This is a genomic window from Flavobacterium aurantiibacter (genome assembly GCF_002251775.1).
GTDB lineage: Bacteria > Bacteroidota > Bacteroidia > Flavobacteriales > Flavobacteriaceae > Flavobacterium > Flavobacterium aurantiibacter.
The window spans coordinates 21535-41006 of sequence record NZ_NOXX01000206.1 but is presented as its reverse complement, the minus strand read 5'-3'; the positions used below and the strand labels follow the sequence as shown (position 1 = coordinate 41006).

Sequence of the window (19472 nt, the reverse complement as noted above, 5' to 3'; positions counted from 1 at the left end):
AATATAAAAGTTAATAAAATGTCAAGATTAATTTTTTCTTAACGGGTGCAAAAGTATAGCATTAATTAATATTATCTACTTTTGTGACCGACTTTAAATCGATTCTTCATATTAATTTAATATTCTACTTATGCGAATTTCTAAATGGAATGCCATAATTGTTCTTTTTTTTGCATTTCAGGCCTCATTTTCACAGGCTAAAAAGTATTATGTGCATACCGTTGCGTTTTACAACTTCGAAAATTTATTCGACACCATCAACAATCCAAATAATGATGAAGAATGGTTGCCTAACGGTGCTCAAAACTGGACATCGAAGAAATATAAGAAAAAATTAACAAATCTGTCGCGTGTTTTGTCTGAAATCGGAACTTCAGATCAACAAAAAGAAATGCCCGTACTTATTGGTGGTGTGGAAATTGAAAATCGTGGCGTACTCGAAGATTTAGTGAAACAACCGAAAATGCTGCCGGGAAATTACGGTATCGTTCATTACGATTCGCCAGATAAACGCGGAATCGATGTGGCATTGCTCTACCAAAAAAAGCATTTTAAGCCTACCAGCTACAAGAATATTCCACTCTTAATTTACAGAAACAATCAAAAAGTTAAGGAAAAGAAAGAGGAAGAAGAAGTTTCGGACGATAAAATTGAAGTAGCTACCGACGACCGCGTGTACACCCGAGACATATTATTAGTTACGGGCTTACTCGATGGCGAAGAAATTCACGTTTTAGTAAATCACTGGCCGTCGCGTTCCGGAGGTGAGAAAAAAAGTAGTCCGTTTAGAGAAGCTGCTGGAAAATTGAATCGAAAAATCATGGATTCGCTCTTTAAAATTAATCCAAAAGCGAAAATAATTACCATGGGCGATTACAACGACGGCTCATACAACAAATCTATTAAACTTGGAATTGGCGCTAAATTGAAGAAAGATGAAGTGAAAGAAGGCGACATCTACAACCCGTTCGAACAAATGGCTAAAGAAGGACACGCAACGCTTTTTTACCGTGACAGTGGCGATATTTTCGACCAAATTATGGTTTCTGAAGGATTGGTAAAAGGTGATTACAGCTCATTCAAATATTGGAAAGCGGGAATTTTTAATAAGTCGTATTTAATTCAAACCGACGGTCAGTACAAAGGATATCCGCTGCGCCATTCTGCAAACGAAATTGGTTATAGCGACCACTTTCCCGTTTATATTTATCTGATTAAAGAAGGTAAGTAATGAAAAAGGTTCTTGTTCTTTTGGTGTTTTTCGCTTTCGCGGAAACCTTCGCGCAGGATACAATTTCCACGAAAGTAATTACCAATTTTATTGGCAAAGACAAATTTGTTAAGGGAAAAGTGGTTGGCGTTCGTAAATCAACCGAAACGAATTTGATTACGCTTAATATCGACGTAGCATTTCCCAATAATATTTTTAGCGTAGTTGTTAGCGAAAAGTTGCTTAACCGGCTAAAAATTGATTACAACAAACTGAAAGACAAAAATATCGTAGTAAAAGGAGTCATTGTTAACGGAAAGGAGTCTGGAGGTTTACCTTCGATAATCAATCCGCAAAAGTTCGCAATCGTCAAATAGATGGAAGCACCGTTTAACCTTTTTACTTGGATTTCCGAAAACAAAGAACTCCTAAAACCACCCGTTGGCAACAAACAACTTTTTGTAGAATCGGGCGATTACATCATCATGATTGTAGGTGGTCCGAACGCTCGAAAAGATTTCCACTATAACGAAACCGAAGAATTCTTCTTTCAGCTGGAAGGCACAATTGAATTAAAAATTCAAACAGAAAACGGTTTAGAAATTAAAAAACTTGGTCCGGGAGATGTGTATTTACATCCTGCGAAAACACCACATTCGCCCGTTCGTTCGGCTAATTCGGTAGGTTTGGTTATCGAGAGAAAGCGCGACAATCAAGGTTTTACCGATGGTTTGCTTTGGTATTGCGAAAATTGCAATCACAAACTTCACGAAGTTTATTTTGAGCTGAAGAATATCGAAACCGATTTCCTTCCGCATTTCAAAGCATTTTATGCCAACGAAGAATTAAGAACCTGTTCGGTATGTGGCACAAAGATGGATACCGATCCAAGATTCGTTAGCAACTGATTCAATACAAATCCTTCGATTATTGTAACCCGATTGCAGCATTGAGTTAAACCGATTTTCGAAAGTCAATCACAATTAATTGAAGCTTTCTGACGTCGCGAAATTCGTTATAGTTAATCGTGTACACAACATCAACACTACCCGAAGCCTCGTCAACTCTTGAGCCTTGCTTAAAAGCTATCGCCGTAATTTTTCGCTGATCGTCGAGTTCCAATTCAAAACTCAAATGCGATTTATCTTTGCCAACTGTTCGCGCCGAGGCAGCAATTCGTACATTTTTGCTTAAAAAAACAGGTTTCATGTGTGCGGGTCCAAAAGGTCCAAGCCTGCTGTAATTAGCAACCAAATTATCCGACACGCGTTGGATGTCGATTTCCATGTCGATTTCGATTTCAGGCTCGAGCGTTTCCGGTGCGCGCAATTCCTGAACTACTGCATTAAAGGCTTTTTTAAATTCGATATAGTTTTCCGGTAAAATCGTCATTCCTGCGGCAAAAGTGTGTCCGCCAAATTGCACCAAGTGTTGCTGGCAGGCTTCTAAAGCTTGATACAAATCAAATCCCGCAACCGATCTTCCCGAAGCAGCGTAAACTCCTTTACTTTTAGTAAAAACCAAAGTGGGTCGGTAATGCGTTTCAATTAACCGCGAAGCTACAATCCCGATTACGCCCTTGTTCCAATGCGCATCGAAAACGACTGTAGCGGGTGCCTCCTCCTCTTTGTTTTTACGAATTTGTTCCAAAGCTTCTACCGTCGTTTGTTGATCAAATTCACGTCGCGTTTCATTGTACGATTCTATCGCGTCGGCAAAAGATTGCGCTACTTGTTCGTCGGTTTCAATCATCAATTCTACCGCGTCTCGTCCGAGATTAATTCGACCTGCGGCATTTATTCGTGGCGCAAACACAAAAACCAAGTCTTCTAAATCGAGCACTTTCTTTTTCGATTTCTGCTTCAAAGCTTTTAATCCAACGCGGCAATCTCGATTAATAAGTTCCAAACCAAAATACGCCAAAATCCGATTTTCTCCCGTCAACGGAACTATGTCTGCCGCTATCGCAATAGCCACAAAATCGAGTAAACTCCACACAAAGTCGGTGTCGTTTTCCAATTTACTTTCTATGGCCTGAACCAGCTTAAAACCAACACCACAGCCGCAGAGCTCTTTGTACGGATACGCACAATCAACTCGTTTCGGATCCAAAACGGCCACTGCTTCAGGAATAATAGCACCGGGTAAATGATGATCGCAAATAATAAAATCAATTCCAAGTGTTTTTGCATACGCCACTAGCTCAACCGATTTAATTCCACAATCGAGCGCAATGATCAAAGTAAAGTCGTTATCGGCGGCAAAGTCGATTCCACGTTTCGAAACGCCATAACCTTCGGTGTACCGATCGGGTATGTAATGAGATACCGAAGTTGTTTTTGTAGCTAAATAGGTGTACATCAACGAAACGGCTGTAGTTCCATCTACATCGTAATCGCCAAAAACCAAAATGCGTTCGTTTTGATTAAGTGCTTGTAAAACACGATTCACGGCAACGTCCATATCGCGCATCAAAAACGGATCATGGAGCGCGCTTAAATCCGGGTTGCAAAATTCTCGAGCAGTGTCAAAATCGCGAATGTTGCGTTGCAAAAACAAGCTAGCTAAGATTTCGCTTTTTATTCCGGCTGCTTGTAAGGCTTGTATTTCGTGAAGTTCGGGTAGTGGTTTTAATTTCCAGCGCATAAATTTTCTGTATGGAATAGAGCTAACGAAAGTAAGTGCTTTTTCGGATATGGAATTACGGCTTTTCCGTAAAACTTATGCGGTAAAATCTTCAATATTTAAATTGATCCAGTCAACGCAGAATCTTTAAATTGATAATTGTCGAAGAGATTTAATTGAGACACTGTTTTGTAGCCTTACTATAATGTTTCTTTTAGATTTCAGTTTGAGTAACAAAGCTGGACTTAAAATAAAATTTGGGAACGGTTCACTTTGAAGTGGTAATGAAGCTACTAAATAAGAATTATTAAGAGTACTAATTACATTTTCTTGAACGTAGTAGTATCTAGTTTTATAAAGTTGTTTTAGTGCTTTAGTAAGATTTAAACTATTCCTATTCGGTAAATTGCTATACTTTAATTCACAGAATAAAACCCATGTATTTGCTAAGTCGGAGTTAGGAAAGAAAACAGCCTCACACTGTGTTTTGGTTTTTCCATTTTTATGACGAAAACTAGTATGATCAAAAATCAATCCTCTAAAATCAATTTCATTTTCATTGTAGATAGAGAAATATGCGGCATCTTCTGGAGGATTAACAGCATAAATTTCAACTCCCCGCTTACTCTCATTAATTAGACTAGAATTAGAATAATCGACAACGAAAACAGAACAATTAAATTTTAATAGCCTGGAAATTTGATGTTCAAATTTCTTACTTATACCTAATTCAATCATAAATCAATAATGATTAAGCATAATGTAAAATTCGTCCATCAATTCTTTCATTTTTTTATCAAAGAAATTATCTTTAATAAGGCCATCACTTTCTTGAATTGAGCGGAGCTGGCCATTCTCAACTTCATAAATAGATACGGACAAAGGGTCGATTAATGAGTCGTAACAATCCAGCGATTCAAAATCATTAGTATCCGATTTATCTTTTGTTAGAAAACCTAAAACACAGTTATTTATTGCATATAAAATGTACGGGCTGTGAGTAGTCATTGTAATTGAATGATTCTCATTTGCTGCGACAGATTTAAGTAGATAATATATTAAGGCCTTTTGCGTTGAAGGGAAAAGGTTTTGTTCTGGTTCCTCGATTATCAGATTCGTGCCATGAGTTTTAAATATTTTATCTCTAACTTCATGGTAAAATTTAAATTTCTGATTTGCTGACTCATCACCAGTTTTTAAAAGTTTAACAAATTCTTCAAAGATATCTGCCTTTCTTGTACCACTTTTCAATTGTTCGTTAGAAAACAAAGGGGCTAATACTAAATCATCTAAAAGCAAATCATTAACCTTCATTCTTAGCTCGTCAAATAAAAAGGATATATTCTGCTCTTCAGAATAAATTTTTGTAGTTAGATAATCTACTAAAACTATTAAAGGAACAACAGACTGTAAACCACTTGAAGCTTGTGTTAAAGGGGTATTATAAAGGCCATCTACACTACCAATTATATTATCTTTTTTTCCTTCTAGATAATAAAATTCTACATTGATGTTTAAAATCTTTAATTTATTCGCGTCGTTATAATTTTTCCGAGCGTCAAACCAATCAAACAGAAAGCTCTTCAAATAGTTGTTAGGAAAGTCTACTTTCTCAATTTCTGGTAACATCGCTAAATTTCGCTCAGCAGGGATATATGAAATTTTTGTTCTTTGGTATGAATACTTATTTTTCCAGCTAATGTTTATCTTACCTCTTACATATTCAAGATTTATAACGTTTGTAGAAAACCGAATAACACTATTTTCATTCAAGTAACCTTTAAGCTTGTGAAAAGTCTCTAATTTTTCGATGAAGTAGTTTGGTCTTTTTTCGTAATCAGCAAACGATTGATTAATCGCAATATCTTTTTCAACCCAATTGCAAAAACTTAGAATTTTCGCGATAACACTTTTGCCACTACTTTGAGCACCGATGAAAACGTTAAATTTATTGACGAATAGACTTACCTTCTTGATAGGTCCGACGTTCTCAATTTCTAGTAATCTGTTATTTAAAGTGTCTGCTTTCAAATTGTGTAGAGTTTTGAAAATATGGTTTAATAATTACCGAAGCAAATATACTAGCTAAATTTTTACAAAAATATTTTGATTCATTTTCACTATTTGCGCTGTTTTCCCGCAATGCAAACCACGAATTCTCCTCTTATCGCTTTCGCAGAAAAATGAGCGATCAATTCAATTGCGGTTCCGCGAACGTTTTCCTCGTGTAATTTCGAAAGTTCCCGACTGCAACTAACTTGTCGATCGTCACCAAAATACGTTTTTATTTCCTCTAAAGTCTTCAACAATTTATGAGGAGAAACATACAAAACCACTGTTCTTACTTCTTTGGCGAGCTCAAGTAAACGCGTTTGCCGACCTTTTTTTTCGGGAAGAAATCCTTCGAAAACGAAGCGATCTGATGGAAAGCCGCTGTTCACTAAAGCTGGAACAAAAGCCGTTGCTCCTGGTAAAGTTTCTACCGGTATTCCGTTTTCCACGCAAGCACGAACCAATAAAAATCCCGGATCTGAAATCGCCGGAGTTCCCGCATCACTAATTAAAGCAAGTACATTTCCGTTTTGCAGTTTTTGAATTAAACCCTTTACGGTCTGATGCTCGTTGTGCATGTGATAACTCGACATAGGCGTGGAAATCTCGAAGTGCTTGAGTAATTTCCCGCTATTTCGGGTGTCTTCCGCCAAAATTAAATCGGCTGCTTTTAGCACCTCAATAGCTCGGTAGGTCATGTCGCCCAGATTTCCAATCGGCGTTGGAACAACAAATAATTTACCCGTCATTATTACGAAAAGCGTCTTTTTATGATGTCTAAAAATCGCTCTACATATTCATCCTTTCCATTCCAATTATTGTAATCAGGACGCACCATTTCGTCAATAAATTCAGCGGCTTCTTCGTAAGAATTAAATGTACTGAGCTGAGAAACAACGCGATTCATGTCTTCTGCGCTTCCACCGAAAAGATTGCGTTCAAATCCGATTCGGTCGTTTAGGCCAAACTGAAAACTGCGCAACCCATTTTCGGGCTGCGTTTCAAAGGAAACCGACTTAGTTTCCTCTACTTGAGTTGCCGCAGTGAAAGTAGGTTCAAACGATAAGTCGACCGCTGGAGCTTTAACTTCTTCAATTGGCAAATCAAAAGGCGTTTCGATGCTTTCAACTACATTCTCAGCCTCAAGCCGTGTTTCCAGAATAATTTCTTCCTCAGAATCATCTGCTACTTCTGCGGAAGCGGGCTCTTCATTTTGCGTTTCATTAACAACAGGAACGGCATCTGAAACTTTGTCGAAAATAGGTTCGGTGTAATCGCTACCCAACAAATCGGCGAAACTAATTTGTTTTGGCGCTTCGCTGCGCGTTTCAAATGCAGGAACAGCTAAAGGCTCGGGAGTTGGTTCTGGTTCTGGATTTTCGTCGACAACAACCTCGGTCGTTTCTTCTTCGACCGCTGAAACTTCTGGAACTTCGGCAACCTCAATTTCAGAAATTGGAGTTTCTTTTTCTTCTGCGACAGCGGTGTCCAAAACAGTAGCTGCTGGCTTTTCGTAATGTTCGACAACTAAATCTTGAATTTCAGCCTTACCAATCGTAGGCATAACGGAGCCAAATTGCGTTTCTACAAAAAGCAAAACACTTAATTTCTCATACAAGTTTTTAGCTTCTTCGTGCAAAACCCGAAGATCTGAACTGTCTTTTAGTTTCAAAACACGATGCGCAATGCTAATTAATTCGCCTTCTACTTTCTTTTTCATAAACACGAAGCGGTTGTAAATTTTCTTTTCTATTGATAAACAGTTGTTCTGCGAAGCCGAGATTCTACATTCACGTATAGAAAATTTGGCTACATTTGAAACGCTGAGCTGGGGTTAAAAATGATCGCACAACGGCTACAAAGTAATAAAATCTAATCAGTTTCAACTTCACAATTGCCGAAAAATGTTTCTTGAAAATACCGTTAATCACAAAGAGCAGTTTGGATGGATAGAAGTTATTTGCGGCTCCATGTTTTCGGGAAAAACCGAAGAGCTCATCCGACGACTCAAACGCGCGCAATTTGCCAAGCAAAAAGTTGAAATTTTTAAACCTGCAATCGATACACGCTATCACGACGAAATGGTGGTTTCGCACGATGCTAATGAAATTCGTTCTACTCCAGTTCCTGCTGCGGCTAATATTCGCTTGTTGGCACAAGGCTGCGATGTGGTTGGCATCGATGAGGCGCAATTCTTTGACGATGAAATTATTACCGTTTGTAACGATTTGGCAAACAGCGGTATTCGCGTTATTGTTGCCGGTTTGGATATGGATTTTAAAGGAAATCCGTTTGGGCCCATGCCTGCCTTGATGGCCACCGCCGAATACGTCACGAAAGTGCACGCCGTTTGTACCCGTACCGGAAATTTAGCGCACTACAGTTTCCGTAAAACCGACAACGATAAACTGGTTTTACTCGGCGAAACCGAAGAATACGAACCCTTATCGCGTGCGGCTTACTACAACGCCATTCGCGAACAAGCCGAGAATAAGAGCGAACCTACAAACGAATTATCGTAATGTTTTCGTGGAAAGAAATTTGTTCGTTACTGACTAAAACCGAAATCCCAACGGACGATTTTCTCTTTACACATATTTCCACCGATTCGCGATCGGGTAACAACAACGAAAAAACAGTTTTCTTCGCTTTAAGCGGACCAAATTTTAACGGCGCCGATTTCATTGGAAAAGCCGCCGAACAAGGCGTTCGATACTTTGTGAGCGAACAAGATTATCGCGGAAAAGTACCAGGTATTCAGGTTTTGCTCGTTCCCAATGTTTTGCAAGCCCTTCAAAAACTAGCCGCTTCGCACCGCGCAAAATTTGCCTTACCCGTAATTGCCATAACCGGCAGTAACGGCAAAACAGTAGTAAAAGAATGGCTGTACTACTTGCTTTCGCCGGATTATTATATTGCTAAAAGTCCGAAAAGTTATAATTCTCAAGTGGGCGTGGCGCTGTCTGTACTAACACTTGAACAACAACACACCTTGGGGATTTTTGAAGCAGGAATTTCGACCACCAACGAAATGCAGGCACTTGCCGACATGCTACAACCCGAAATAGCCGTTTTAACTAATATTTATTCGGCTCATGACGCGGGTTTCGAGAATCGGGCGCAGAAATTTTCAGAAAAAGCAAAACTCTACACATCGGCTCGTTTGGTGATCGGTGAATACGAAACATTTGAACAATTTACCAAGATCGATCAGCGATTCTACACATGGAGCTTTTCAAATACTTCGGCACAAATTTATATTCAGAAAGAAGAGCTCGCACACACTACAAGGCTTGAAATACAGACTAATTCAAAAACTTTTTCTTTAAGCTTGCCGTTTACCGACGGCGCTTCGATACAAAATGCAGCACATTGCATTACAACCATGCTGGCGCTGAAGATTGATTTTCAAATTATAGCAAATCGAATTAGTTCGTTGCCTCAAGTTAACATGCGTTTGTCGATTAAAAACGGCGTGCGTAACTTGCAAATCATAGACGATTCGTATAGTGCCGACTTACAATCGCTGCAAATAGCACTCGACTTTTTGAAAAATCAGTCTTCTGCACTGAAAAAGATACTGGTTTTGTCTGATTTTGCAGAGTCGGATGCCCACACGCTATCAAAAATCGAGCAGTTATTACATCAATATGATTTAGCCGAGATAGTCACCGTGGGGGAATGGTCTCGTGAAATTAAAGGTACAGCATTGCGAAAGCATTTTGAGACTACAGCCGCGTTTTTACAAGACGAAACACTTCGCAACTGGTCGGATGCTTCGGTTTTAATAAAAGGTGCCCGGAAATTTGAATTCGAGAAAATTCTAAAAATTCTCGAACAGCAAAAGCACGAAACCGTACTGGAAATTAACTTGAGTGCCTTAACGCATAATCTAAATCACTACAAATCGAAGCTAAAACCCGGCGTGAAACTCATGGTCATGGTAAAAGCTTTTGGCTACGGAAACGGCGGAGAAGAAATCGCGCGATTGCTCGAATTTAACAAAGTTGATTATTTGGGAGTAGCTTTTGCCGATGAAGGTGTGAAACTCCGACAAGCGGGAATCTCGGTTCCGATTATGGTTTTGAATCCAGAGTCGACAGCTTTCGATGAGATTATTCAATATCAATTGGAACCTGAAATCTACAGTTTTCGTGCCTTGAACGCTTTCGCGGAAGCAACACGAAAAGTTGGCGCAACGGCATATCCGGTTCACGTAAAAATCGACACAGGCATGCACCGACTGGGTTTCGCGCCAGATTCTGTGGCCGATTTAGCGCAAGAACTTACAAACGTACCCGAGTTGGAAGTGAGATCGGTATTATCGCACTTGGCCGCTAGCGACGATTTAAACGAACGTTCGTTTACGGAACAGCAAATCGAACGATTTTTACAGGCAACTGAAGTTCTCCAAAAGCAATTGTCGAAAAAGTTCTACAGGCATATTTTAAACACGTCTGGACTCATAAATTATCCCGAAGCGCAATTTGAAATGGTACGTTTGGGAATCGGTTTATATGGATTGGCTTCTAGTGACGAAGAACAAAATCAGCTCGAAACAGTTGGAACACTAAAGTCGATAATCTCGCAAATTCATGAATTACAAGCGGGTGAAACCGTAGGATATAATCGACGATTCAAGGCAAAAGAAAAGACATCAATTGCAACAATACCAATAGGTTACGCCGATGGAATTCCGAGATTTTGGGGTAATGAAAATGGTTATGTGATCATTCACGAACAGCCGGCACCGATAGTAGGTTCGGTTTGTATGGACATGCTGATGGTAGATGTTAGCGCAATTGCATGTCGCGAAGGCGACGCGGTAATCGTCTTCGGAAAGCGTCCTACTGTTCAAGAAATTGCCAAAGCGGGAAGTACGATCAGCTATGAAATTTTAACCGGTATTTCCCAGCGCGTGAAAAGAATTTTTTTCCGAGAATAAGGTTTTTAGTACTTTCACAATTATTAACCAAAAAAACCACAAAACGTGGGAATGATTTCTGAATTTAAAGCCTTTGCTATGCGAGGCAATGTCGTTGATCTCGCAATCGGGGTCATTATTGGAGCGGCATTTAGCAAAATTGTTACGTCTTTTATCGACGACGTTTTAACACCTTTGCTTTTAAAGCCGGCTCTTGAAGCAGCGAATTTGAGTAAGCTCGAAGAATTAACGATGTTCGGAACCGTAAAATACGGCCTGTTTCTATCTGCCGTCATAAACTTTTTAATTGTTGCATTTGTTTTGTTCCTTGTAATTAAAGGAATAAATGCCGCTCGCAAGAAAGAAGCTGAAGCGCCTGCAGCTCCGCCAGCACCAAGTAACGAAGAGAAGTTACTTATGGAAATTCGCGACGCACTAAAAAATAAATAACAGCTTTTTTCAAGCTCAGAATTTATTGTAGGAATCGAAATTCATACCGCTCACTACATATTCTAACTTAAGCCATCCCACAAGGATGGTTTTTCTTTATTGTATCATAAAATTTTAGTTCGAATCGGAGTGTATTCGCTAATTTTGCGAAGCTTAAAAATTATCAAAATGAAAGTTGCAGTTGTTGGTGCCACCGGAATGGTTGGCGAAATCATGTTACAAGTTCTTGAAGAGCGTAATTTTCCCGTTACCGAGCTAATTCCGGTTGCATCTGAGAAATCGGTTGGAAAGAAAATTTCGTTTAAAGGTCAGGAATATACTGTTGTTTCTCTCGAAACTGCTGTTGCCATGAAACCACACATAGCACTTTTTTCAGCCGGTGGCGGAACCTCGCTCGAATGGGCGCCAAAGTTCGCAGAAGCAGGCACTACAGTAATCGATAACTCGTCGGCTTGGCGCATGGATCCGACCAAAAAGCTTGTCGTTCCAGAAATCAACGCACAAGTGCTAACCGCTGCCGATAAAATCATTGCCAATCCGAATTGTTCAACCATTCAAATGGTTATGGCTTTAGCGCCGTTGCACAAAAAGTACCAAATTAAGCGAATCGTTGTGTCTACCTATCAGTCGATTACCGGAACGGGTGTTAAAGCTGTGAAACAACTCGAAAATGAATTCGCGGGAATAAGTGGTGAAATGGCTTACAAATACCAAATTCACAAAAATGCAATTCCCCAATGCGACGTCTTTGAAGATAACGGCTACACGAAAGAAGAAATGAAACTCGTTCGCGAAACTCAGAAAATACTGAGCGACAACAGTATTGCCGTAACTGCAACGGCCGTTCGCGTGCCTGTTGTAGGAGGTCATTCGGAAGCGGTAAACGTAGCGTTCGAAAATGATTTTGAACTAGCGGATGTTCGAAAAATTCTTGAACAAACTCCGGGCGTAACTTTAGTCGACAATATTCAAGAGTTTGAATATCCGATGCCGCTATTTGCACAACATAAAGATGATGTCTTCGTGGGGCGTATTCGCCGCGATGAAAGTCAGCCAAACACATTAAATCTGTGGATTGTTGCCGACAATTTGCGCAAAGGAGCAGCTACAAACACGATTCAAATAGCTGAATATTTGGTAGCTCATAAAATCGGGTTTTAAGAATCCGATATTTTTTTGTGAATTGAATTCGTAAATATTTAGTAATTTAGGAAACTATTAACCATTTTCCTATTACGTTAAGTTAAACGCTAAAATGTTTACGCTATGAATTCACAGTTTACCAAAATCGTTCGTATTTTCTTAGGCATCGTGTTATTGTTCTCTGGAGCCAACAAATTTTTTGAGTTTTTGCCCAATCCCGAAGCCGACTTTCTGGATTCATTTGGCGAAGTTTCTTATCTGCTAACCTTTGTTGGCGCACTTGAAATCCTTATTGCAGGTCTCCTATTAGCAAAAAAGTGGGTTGCCTTCAGCCTAATTTTACTTGCGCCCATTTCAATCAACATTTTGCTGTTTCACTTGTACGTGCACCCAAGCACTATTGCTCCGGCGGTAGTTATTGGTTTGTTTAATGCGATTTTAATCTATAAGCACTGGCCGCAATACCGTCCGTTATTTATGTAGTTAGCGGCATTCTATTTACTATTGAAGCCATTTTTAATAGAATGGTTTGACGAACAATTTTTAGTCACGGCATTCTTCATTTTGGTTGAGCTGCGTGCTGAAAGTGATTTTTAATCTCATTCGAGTAAATACGTTTTCTTTACTAACTTGCCACTAAATTTTAAATCGTATGAAAGTAGTGGCAATTTCTGTATTCTTGGGTCTTTCGTTCGCCTCGCTTGCGCAGAACAGAAGCGAATATCAATATCCAAACACACGCAGAGGATCGGAATCGGACGTATATTTTGATTTAAAAGTCGATGATCCTTATCGATGGTTAGAAGACGATCGTTCGGCCGAAACCGCAGCTTGGGTAATCGCGCAAAACGAAACTACTGCCAAATATCTGGAACGCGTTTCTTTTAAAGACGAAATCAGAATTAGGTTGGAAAAGAAAATGAACTACGAGAAAGTTTCGGCTCCTTTCGTTCGTGGAAACTACACCTACTACTACAAAAACAACGGATTGCAAAATCAATCGGTACTTTTTCAAATCGACAAAAACGGAAATGAAAAAGTTTTCCTCGATCCAAATACTTTTGCCAAAGACGGAACCACGTCGCTCGGAGATGTGTCTTTCTCTCTAGACGGAAGTCTAGTAGCCTATTCTATTTCTGAAGGCGGTAGCGATTGGCGAAAAATCCGCGTGATTGATGTAGAAACAAGAAAACCAATTGGGAATGAATTAATAGACGTTAAATTTAGCGGCGTTTCTTGGTATAAAAACGAAGGCTTTTACTATTCGAGTTACGATAAACCAAAAGGCAGCGAACTTTCTGCAAAAACCGATCAACACAAGCTCTATTACCACAAACTAAAAGAACCTCAAAGTAAGGATAAACTGATTTTTGGCGAAGAAATCAAACGCCGCTACGTAGGCGGTTATGTAACCGAAGACCAACGCTATTTGTTTATTTCAGCGGCAAATTCTACTTCTGGAAACGAGCTTTATTTCATTGATTTAAACAGCAAAGAGCGTAAAATCGTTTCCCTTCAATCGGGCTTCGATTACGATCTCGATGTATTGGATACGGAAGGAAACTATGCGATTGCAAGTACAAACAAAGATGCACCAACGGTTCGTGTAGTTCGAATCGATTTACAAAACCCAACAAAGTCTTGGAAAACAATTATCGAGGCAACCGAAAACGTACTTTCAGCATCAACCGCAGGTGGTTATCTTTTTGCTTCGTACCTTAAAGATGCTAATACTGTCGTTTACAAACACGATTATTCAGGGAAATTACTCGAAGAAATAAAACTACCTGGTTTAGGAACAGCTTCGGGGTTTTCTGCAAAAAAGAAAGAAACAACTTTGTATTATTCGTTCACAAATTACATTACACCGGGCGCAATTTATCAACTCGACATTAAAGAAGGAGCATCACAGCTTTTTAAAGCTCCAAAAGTAAACTTCAATTCAGAGAATTATGTTTCTGAACAGGTTTTCTACACTTCAAAAGATGGAGAGAAAATTCCGATGACCATAACTTACAGAAAAGATTTAGTGAGAGACGGGAATAATCCGACTATTCTTTATGGTTACGGCGGCTTCAATATTAGCCTGACACCGCAATTTTCGCCAACCGTTGCAGTATGGCTCGAAATGGGAGGCATTTACGCAGTAGCCAATATTCGTGGCGGCGGCGAGTACGGTAAAAGATGGCACGACGGTGGCCGACAGTTTAAGAAACAAAACGTATTCGACGATTTTATTGCCGCAGCCGAGTACTTAGTTCAAGCAAAATATACTTCGCCACAGCGATTGGCCTTGCGCGGCGGTTCTAACGGTGGTTTACTCGTGGGTGCAGTTATGACGCAGCGCCCAGATGTTGCTAAAGTGGCTATTCCAGCCGTTGGCGTACTCGACATGTTGCGTTATCACACCTTTACGGCAGGCGCTGGCTGGGCGTACGACTACGGCACAGTTGCCGATAGCAAGGAAATGGCGGCCTATCTTTTCAAATATTCGCCTGTACACAACGTACGTGCGGGCGTGCAATATCCGGCAACTATGATTCTTACCGGCGATCACGACGATCGCGTTGTGCCCGCACACAGTTTTAAATTTGCAGCCGAATTGCAATCAAAGCAATCCGGAGAAAATCCAACTTTAATTCGTATTGCAACAAACGCAGGTCACGGAGCAGGAACACCACTTGCTAAGGTAATCGACGAAACAACCGATGTGTATGCATTTATCTTGCATAACTTCGGATTTAATAAAATGCCAAAATAGCAAATGGAACGAACACCCAACACAAAACGCTACTCGATTGAGTGGCGTTTTTTATTGCGAAAGCCGCGCCGGATCGTTCTTTAAATAATTACTTATCGCGTAGTGTCCGAGGTAAATCAGTGGTGTTAGCAATATGGCCAACGAAAGTTTAAAGGTATAGCCTGTTAGTGCCGAGCTAATAAACGTATCAAAGTCGATTTTCCCGGGCAAGTAAAATGCAATTCCCAAAACTACAAACGAATCAATTAATTGGGAAATGACCGTCGAACCCGTACTGCGCAACCAAATTTTCGATCCGCCGGTTTTCGATTTTACGAAATTGAAAATCGTTACGTCTATGAGTTGCGACAATAAAAATGCAGCAATACTTCCCACAATAATCCACATACTTTGGCCAAATACCGCGGTAAAAGCCTCATCCGAAACCGGCGAAATTCCTTTGGCGGCCGGAACGCTAATAGCAACAAACAACAAGATAAAGGCATAAACAATTAAACCCGCCGTGATAAACGATAGCTTTTGAACTCCTTGCTTGCCAAAATACTCGTTGATTAAATCGGTAGTTAAAAAAACAATCGGCCACGGAATAATTCCAATACTCATAACAAATGGGCCGATTTCAATAAGCTTTCCGCCAATTAATTCCGCAACAACAGCATTTGTGATGAAAATTCCACACAGTATTACAAAAACTAAATCCTTTCTGGTTTTAAACATAAATCGGCTTTGTGTAAAGATATAATTAAAAAAGCTACCTGCTTAGCGAGTGTATAAGACCAACGTAAATATCTGTTTGTCAGAAATTAATTAAAAATCCTTGTCTCGCTAACATGTATTCAAATGAATAACAGCTCGCGTTCTGATATGTTCATTGTTAGTGCTAAACCCACCCAAACCTCTTTTTCTACTCTTTTTAAAAAAACAAGAGCGCGAATTTACGCCGCTGCTCCTTAAACCATTCCAAAACAATTGTTATATCCTTACGAAATCGAGATAGTTTAGCTAAATTTGCAGCCGAATTGTAATTCACTTCTATGAAACCAGATTTATTCCAAGCACCGGATTATTATTTGTTAGATGATTTATTGACTGAAGAACACAAACTCGTGCGCGATGCCGCTCGTGCTTGGGTTAAACGCGAAGTTTCTCCCATCATCGAAGATTATGCACAACGAGCTGAATTTCCTAAGCAAATCATTAAAGGTCTTGCCGAAATCGGTGGCTTCGGTCCGTATATCCCAGAAGAATACGGCGGCGCTGGTTTGGATCAGATTTCATACGGACTCATCATGCAGGAAATCGAACGCGGCGATTCAGGCGTACGTTCTACCTCTTCAGTGCAATCGTCGCTCGTAATGTATCCGATCTGGAAATACGGAAACGAAGAACAACGCCAAAAATACCTTCCAAAATTAGCTAGTGGCGAAATGATGGGCTGTTTCGGATTAACCGAGCCCGATTTTGGTTCGAATCCAGGCGGTATGGTCACCAATTTCAAAGATATGGGCGATCACTACCTGCTAAACGGTGCAAAACTATGGATCTCTAACGCTCCGTTTGCCGATATCGCAGTGGTATGGGCGAAAAACGAAGAAGGTCGTATTCACGGCTTAATCGTAGAGCGCGGTATGGAAGGCTTTTCAACGCCAGAAACACACAACAAATGGTCGTTACGCGCTTCAGCTACGGGCGAGCTCATATTTGCAGATGTAAAAGTTCCAAAAGAGAATTTATTGCCAAATAAAAGTGGTTTGGGCGCACCGCTAGGTTGTCTCGACTCAGCGCGCTACGGAATTGCTTGGGGTGCTATCGGCGCCGCTATGGATTGCTACGACACGGCCTTACGTTATGCTAAAGAACGTGTTCAGTTCGACAAACCTATCGCGGCCACGCAATTGCAACAAAAGAAATTAGCCGAAATGATTACCGAAATCACTAAAGCACAGTTGTTAACGTGGCGTTTAGGTGTGTTGCGTAACGAAGGGCGCGCTACAACAGCTCAAATTTCGATGGCAAAACGCAACAACGTCGAAATGGCGCTAAACATCGCTCGCGAAGCACGTCAAATCCTTGGCGGTATGGGAATCACCGGCGAATACAGCATCATGCGCCATATGATGAACCTCGAATCTGTGGTAACTTACGAAGGTACGCACGACATTCATTTGCTCATCACCGGAATGGACATCACAGGCCACTCGGCTTTCAAATAATAGAAATTCAAATTTCAAGTAAGAACGCGCTTTTTATAGGCGCGTTTTTTTATGGTTGTCGGTTTTATATGGGCGTATCGGCGGGTAATTTTTGGCAACAAACGAAACGTCCTTACGCCCGCCGTCGCGCTTTCCGTTCCAAAAAAAGGCGGCGCTTGCCTATTTCTTAATATTTTAAAATCGGCTTCTTTGAGTCGCCCATTTTCAAAAACAAAAATTGGGCAGGCGTCGCCTTTTGTTTTCACTGCAATCGCTTACGCAGAAAATACGTTCAAACGTTTATTCTTCCGGCGCAAGTGCAACAGCCAAACCAGCAATTTCGGGTGTAATGTGTATTTGGCATCCTAACCGACTGTTGTCTTTAACGAAATTAGCCTCGCTCAGCATGGCCTCTTCTTCATCCGATTTTTCGGGCAACTCAACGTCGTTTAGTACGTAACATTGACACGAAGCGCACATGGCCATACCGCCGCAAATACCAATGGTTCCTTCGGGAGCTAATTCGTACGCACGAACTACTTCCATCAAATTCATATTCATATCGGTCGGAACAGCAAGCGTGTGCGTAACACCCTCGCGATCGGTAATGTGTAAGGTAATTTCGTTTTCCATGCTCGTTCGAATTTAGTCGATGGCTTTTACAACAGCTTTTTCTGCTTCTTTTCGGCTGCCGTCAAAGCCGTCGATTCCCGAAACGGTCGTGTATTTCATTACGTATTTCTTACCCGGATTGAGTATTTGATATACACTTTGACACATTAACGTAGCTTCATGAAAACCGCACAAAATCAGTTTTAATTTGCCTGGATAGGTGTTTACATCGCCAATAGCATAAATACCTTTGATGTTGGTTTGGTAGTCGAGTGCATTGTTCACTTTTATCGCGTTTTTCTCAATTTCCAAACCCCAATTTGCAATAGGTCCGAGTTTGGGAGTAAGTCCAAATAACGGAATGAGGTAATCGCAAACAATGTTGCGCTGACTTCCGTTTTCGTCTATGGTAATAGCTTCGAGTTTTTCCGCACCGTGTAACTGCGCAACTTCGGCTGGCGTTATGAGTTTAATTTTACCTAAGTTTTTTAACTCTTGAACTTTCTCAACACTGTCGAGCGCACCTCTAAATTCGTTACGTCGGTGAATAAGCGTTACTTCTTCGGCAACGTTTGCAAGAAAGATACTCCAATCCAAGGCCGAATCGCCACCTCCGGCAATAACTACTTTTTTGTCGCGAAATTTCTCTGGATTTTTCACGAAGTATTCGACACCTTTATTTTCGTAAAATTCGAGGTTTTCGAGTACGGGTTTGCGCGGTTCGAAACTACCCAAACCGCCAGCAATAGCAATGGCTTTGGCGTGGTGTTGGGTTCCGGCATCGGTGGTAACGATAAACGATCCGTCTTCTAACTTTTCGATGTGTTCGGCTTTTTCGCCTAGAGTAAAACCGGGTTGAAATTGCTTGATTTGCTCCATGAGGTTGGTAACCAAATCGCCCGCCAATACTTCGGGATAACCCGGAATATCGAAGATGGGTTTTTTGGGATACAACTCCGAAAGCTGCCCACCAATTTGCGGCAAGGCATCGATGAGGTGGCATTTTATTTTAAGCAAACCGGCTTCGAACACGGCGAATAAACCTGTGGGTCCGGCTCCGATGATAAGCAAATCCGTTTGAATCATTTTTCTTTTAAGCTACGTTATTTGGTTACGTATTTCGGTAACGTATTTGGGTGAGGGATTGAAGCGTAAATCCTGCTACGACGCAAGGAGTAGCAGATTGCAGCGGAAAGCCCGACCGCCCGGAGGTACGGAGGGTGGGCACCCCCAAAAAAATCAAGCACTAATATTAACAACCGTCTCAATTTGGGGCGCCCACTTTTTAATTGTGGTTTCCACGCCAGCTTTGAGTGTCATTTGGTTTACACTGCAATGCGTGCAAGCCCCTTCGAGCTTTACGGTTACGTGTTTGTCATCGTCAATGGAGATGAGTTTTATGTCGCCACCGTCGGAATTCAAAAAGGGTCTGATTTCCGCGAGTGCGCTTTCCACGCTGTTTTTTAATTCTTCTGAGTTTTGTATTGCTGTCATGTTTGTGTT

19 protein-coding genes are annotated in these 19472 nt (G+C 40.7%); 10 read left to right on the top strand and 9 right to left on the bottom strand.

What is annotated here, in order from left to right; genetic code table 11:
- Positions 1-130: 130 nt before the first annotated feature.
- Genes CHX27_RS10525 through CHX27_RS10515 form a run of 3 tightly spaced genes read left to right on the top strand, consistent with a single transcriptional unit; the run spans position 131 to position 2118 of the window.
- The gene (locus tag CHX27_RS10525) at positions 131-1231 is read left to right on the top strand and encodes an endonuclease/exonuclease/phosphatase family protein (protein ID WP_094486739.1); all 1101 of its coding nucleotides are present in this window, start codon (positions 131-133) and stop codon (positions 1229-1231) included.
- The gene (locus tag CHX27_RS10520) at positions 1231-1587 is read left to right on the top strand and encodes a hypothetical protein (RefSeq protein WP_094486738.1); all 357 of its coding nucleotides are present in this window, start codon (positions 1231-1233) and stop codon (positions 1585-1587) included. The genes CHX27_RS10525 and CHX27_RS10520 overlap by 1 nt, the downstream gene beginning before the upstream one ends.
- Positions 1588-2118, top strand: a complete 531-nt coding sequence (locus CHX27_RS10515; RefSeq protein WP_094486737.1) for a 3-hydroxyanthranilate 3,4-dioxygenase — start codon at positions 1588-1590, stop codon at positions 2116-2118. It begins immediately after the preceding gene.
- Positions 2119-2164: 46 nt separating this feature from the next.
- Here CHX27_RS10515 and recJ read toward each other — a convergent pair whose 3' ends face one another.
- From recJ to CHX27_RS10490, 5 genes are all read right to left on the bottom strand, one after another.
- Positions 2165-3856, bottom strand: coding sequence for a single-stranded-DNA-specific exonuclease RecJ (recJ, locus tag CHX27_RS10510; RefSeq protein ID WP_094486736.1), 1692 nt, complete (start codon positions 3854-3856; stop codon positions 2165-2167).
- A 126-nt stretch (positions 3857-3982) separates the two neighbouring features.
- Positions 3983-4573, bottom strand: a complete 591-nt coding sequence (locus CHX27_RS10505) for a hypothetical protein (RefSeq protein WP_094486735.1) — start codon at positions 4571-4573, stop codon at positions 3983-3985.
- Positions 4574-4576: 3 nt separating this feature from the next.
- Positions 4577-5866 carry an ATP-binding protein gene (locus CHX27_RS10500; protein WP_094486734.1) on the bottom strand — a complete coding sequence of 430 codons (1290 nt, stop codon included), beginning with the start codon at positions 5864-5866 and terminating at the stop codon, positions 4577-4579.
- Between the two features lie 89 nt (positions 5867-5955).
- Complete coding sequence (rsmI, locus tag CHX27_RS10495; RefSeq protein WP_094486733.1) at positions 5956-6636, bottom strand: 16S rRNA (cytidine(1402)-2'-O)-methyltransferase; 681 nt, start codon at positions 6634-6636, stop codon at positions 5956-5958.
- Positions 6637-6638: 2 nt separating this feature from the next.
- Positions 6639-7607, bottom strand: a complete 969-nt coding sequence (locus CHX27_RS10490; protein WP_094486732.1) for a glycoside hydrolase family protein — start codon at positions 7605-7607, stop codon at positions 6639-6641.
- Between the two features lie 184 nt (positions 7608-7791).
- On the opposite strand from CHX27_RS10490, the gene CHX27_RS10485 reads away from it, so the two are divergent.
- The 6 genes from CHX27_RS10485 to CHX27_RS10460 all read left to right on the top strand — a co-directional run bounded on the left by CHX27_RS10485 (position 7792) and on the right by CHX27_RS10460 (position 15165).
- Positions 7792-8409, top strand: a complete 618-nt coding sequence (locus CHX27_RS10485) for a thymidine kinase (RefSeq protein ID WP_094486731.1) — start codon at positions 7792-7794, stop codon at positions 8407-8409.
- On the top strand, positions 8409-10832 hold the full coding sequence (locus CHX27_RS10480; RefSeq protein WP_094486730.1) for a bifunctional UDP-N-acetylmuramoyl-tripeptide:D-alanyl-D-alanine ligase/alanine racemase: 2424 nt from the start codon (positions 8409-8411) through the stop codon (positions 10830-10832). Before CHX27_RS10485 ends, CHX27_RS10480 begins: the two co-directional genes overlap by 1 nt.
- Before the next feature lie 45 nt (positions 10833-10877).
- The gene (mscL, locus tag CHX27_RS10475) at positions 10878-11261 is read left to right on the top strand and encodes a large conductance mechanosensitive channel protein MscL (RefSeq protein WP_094486729.1); all 384 of its coding nucleotides are present in this window, start codon (positions 10878-10880) and stop codon (positions 11259-11261) included.
- A 168-nt stretch (positions 11262-11429) separates the two neighbouring features.
- The gene (locus CHX27_RS10470) at positions 11430-12422 is read left to right on the top strand and encodes an aspartate-semialdehyde dehydrogenase (protein ID WP_094486752.1); all 993 of its coding nucleotides are present in this window, start codon (positions 11430-11432) and stop codon (positions 12420-12422) included.
- 105 nt (positions 12423-12527) lie between these two features.
- Complete coding sequence (locus CHX27_RS10465; protein WP_094486728.1) at positions 12528-12887, top strand: DoxX family membrane protein; 360 nt, start codon at positions 12528-12530, stop codon at positions 12885-12887.
- Between the two features lie 169 nt (positions 12888-13056).
- Positions 13057-15165 carry a prolyl oligopeptidase family serine peptidase gene (locus tag CHX27_RS10460; RefSeq protein WP_094486727.1) on the top strand — a complete coding sequence of 703 codons (2109 nt, stop codon included), beginning with the start codon at positions 13057-13059 and terminating at the stop codon, positions 15163-15165.
- A gap of 51 nt (positions 15166-15216) precedes the next feature.
- Here CHX27_RS10460 and CHX27_RS10455 read toward each other — a convergent pair whose 3' ends face one another.
- The gene (locus CHX27_RS10455) at positions 15217-15882 is read right to left on the bottom strand and encodes a queuosine precursor transporter (RefSeq protein ID WP_094486726.1); all 666 of its coding nucleotides are present in this window, start codon (positions 15880-15882) and stop codon (positions 15217-15219) included.
- Between the two features lie 317 nt (positions 15883-16199).
- Here CHX27_RS10455 and CHX27_RS10450 point away from each other — a divergent pair, with 317 nt between their 5' ends.
- The gene (locus CHX27_RS10450) at positions 16200-17378 is read left to right on the top strand and encodes an acyl-CoA dehydrogenase family protein (RefSeq protein WP_094486725.1); all 1179 of its coding nucleotides are present in this window, start codon (positions 16200-16202) and stop codon (positions 17376-17378) included.
- A 279-nt stretch (positions 17379-17657) separates the two neighbouring features.
- On the opposite strand, the gene CHX27_RS10440 is transcribed toward CHX27_RS10450, so the two are convergent.
- From CHX27_RS10440 to CHX27_RS10430, 3 genes are all read right to left on the bottom strand, one after another.
- On the bottom strand, positions 17658-17990 hold the full coding sequence (locus tag CHX27_RS10440) for a 2Fe-2S iron-sulfur cluster-binding family protein (RefSeq protein ID WP_094486723.1): 333 nt from the start codon (positions 17988-17990) through the stop codon (positions 17658-17660).
- 12 nt (positions 17991-18002) lie between these two features.
- Entirely contained in the window at positions 18003-19055 is a 1053-nt protein-coding gene (locus tag CHX27_RS10435) for an NAD(P)/FAD-dependent oxidoreductase (RefSeq protein WP_094486722.1), read from the bottom strand.
- A gap of 153 nt (positions 19056-19208) precedes the next feature.
- Positions 19209-19463 (bottom strand): NifU family protein, encoded by a 255-nt coding sequence (locus CHX27_RS10430; RefSeq protein WP_094486721.1) that lies wholly within the window; start codon positions 19461-19463, stop codon positions 19209-19211.
- Positions 19464-19472: the final 9 nt, after the last annotated feature.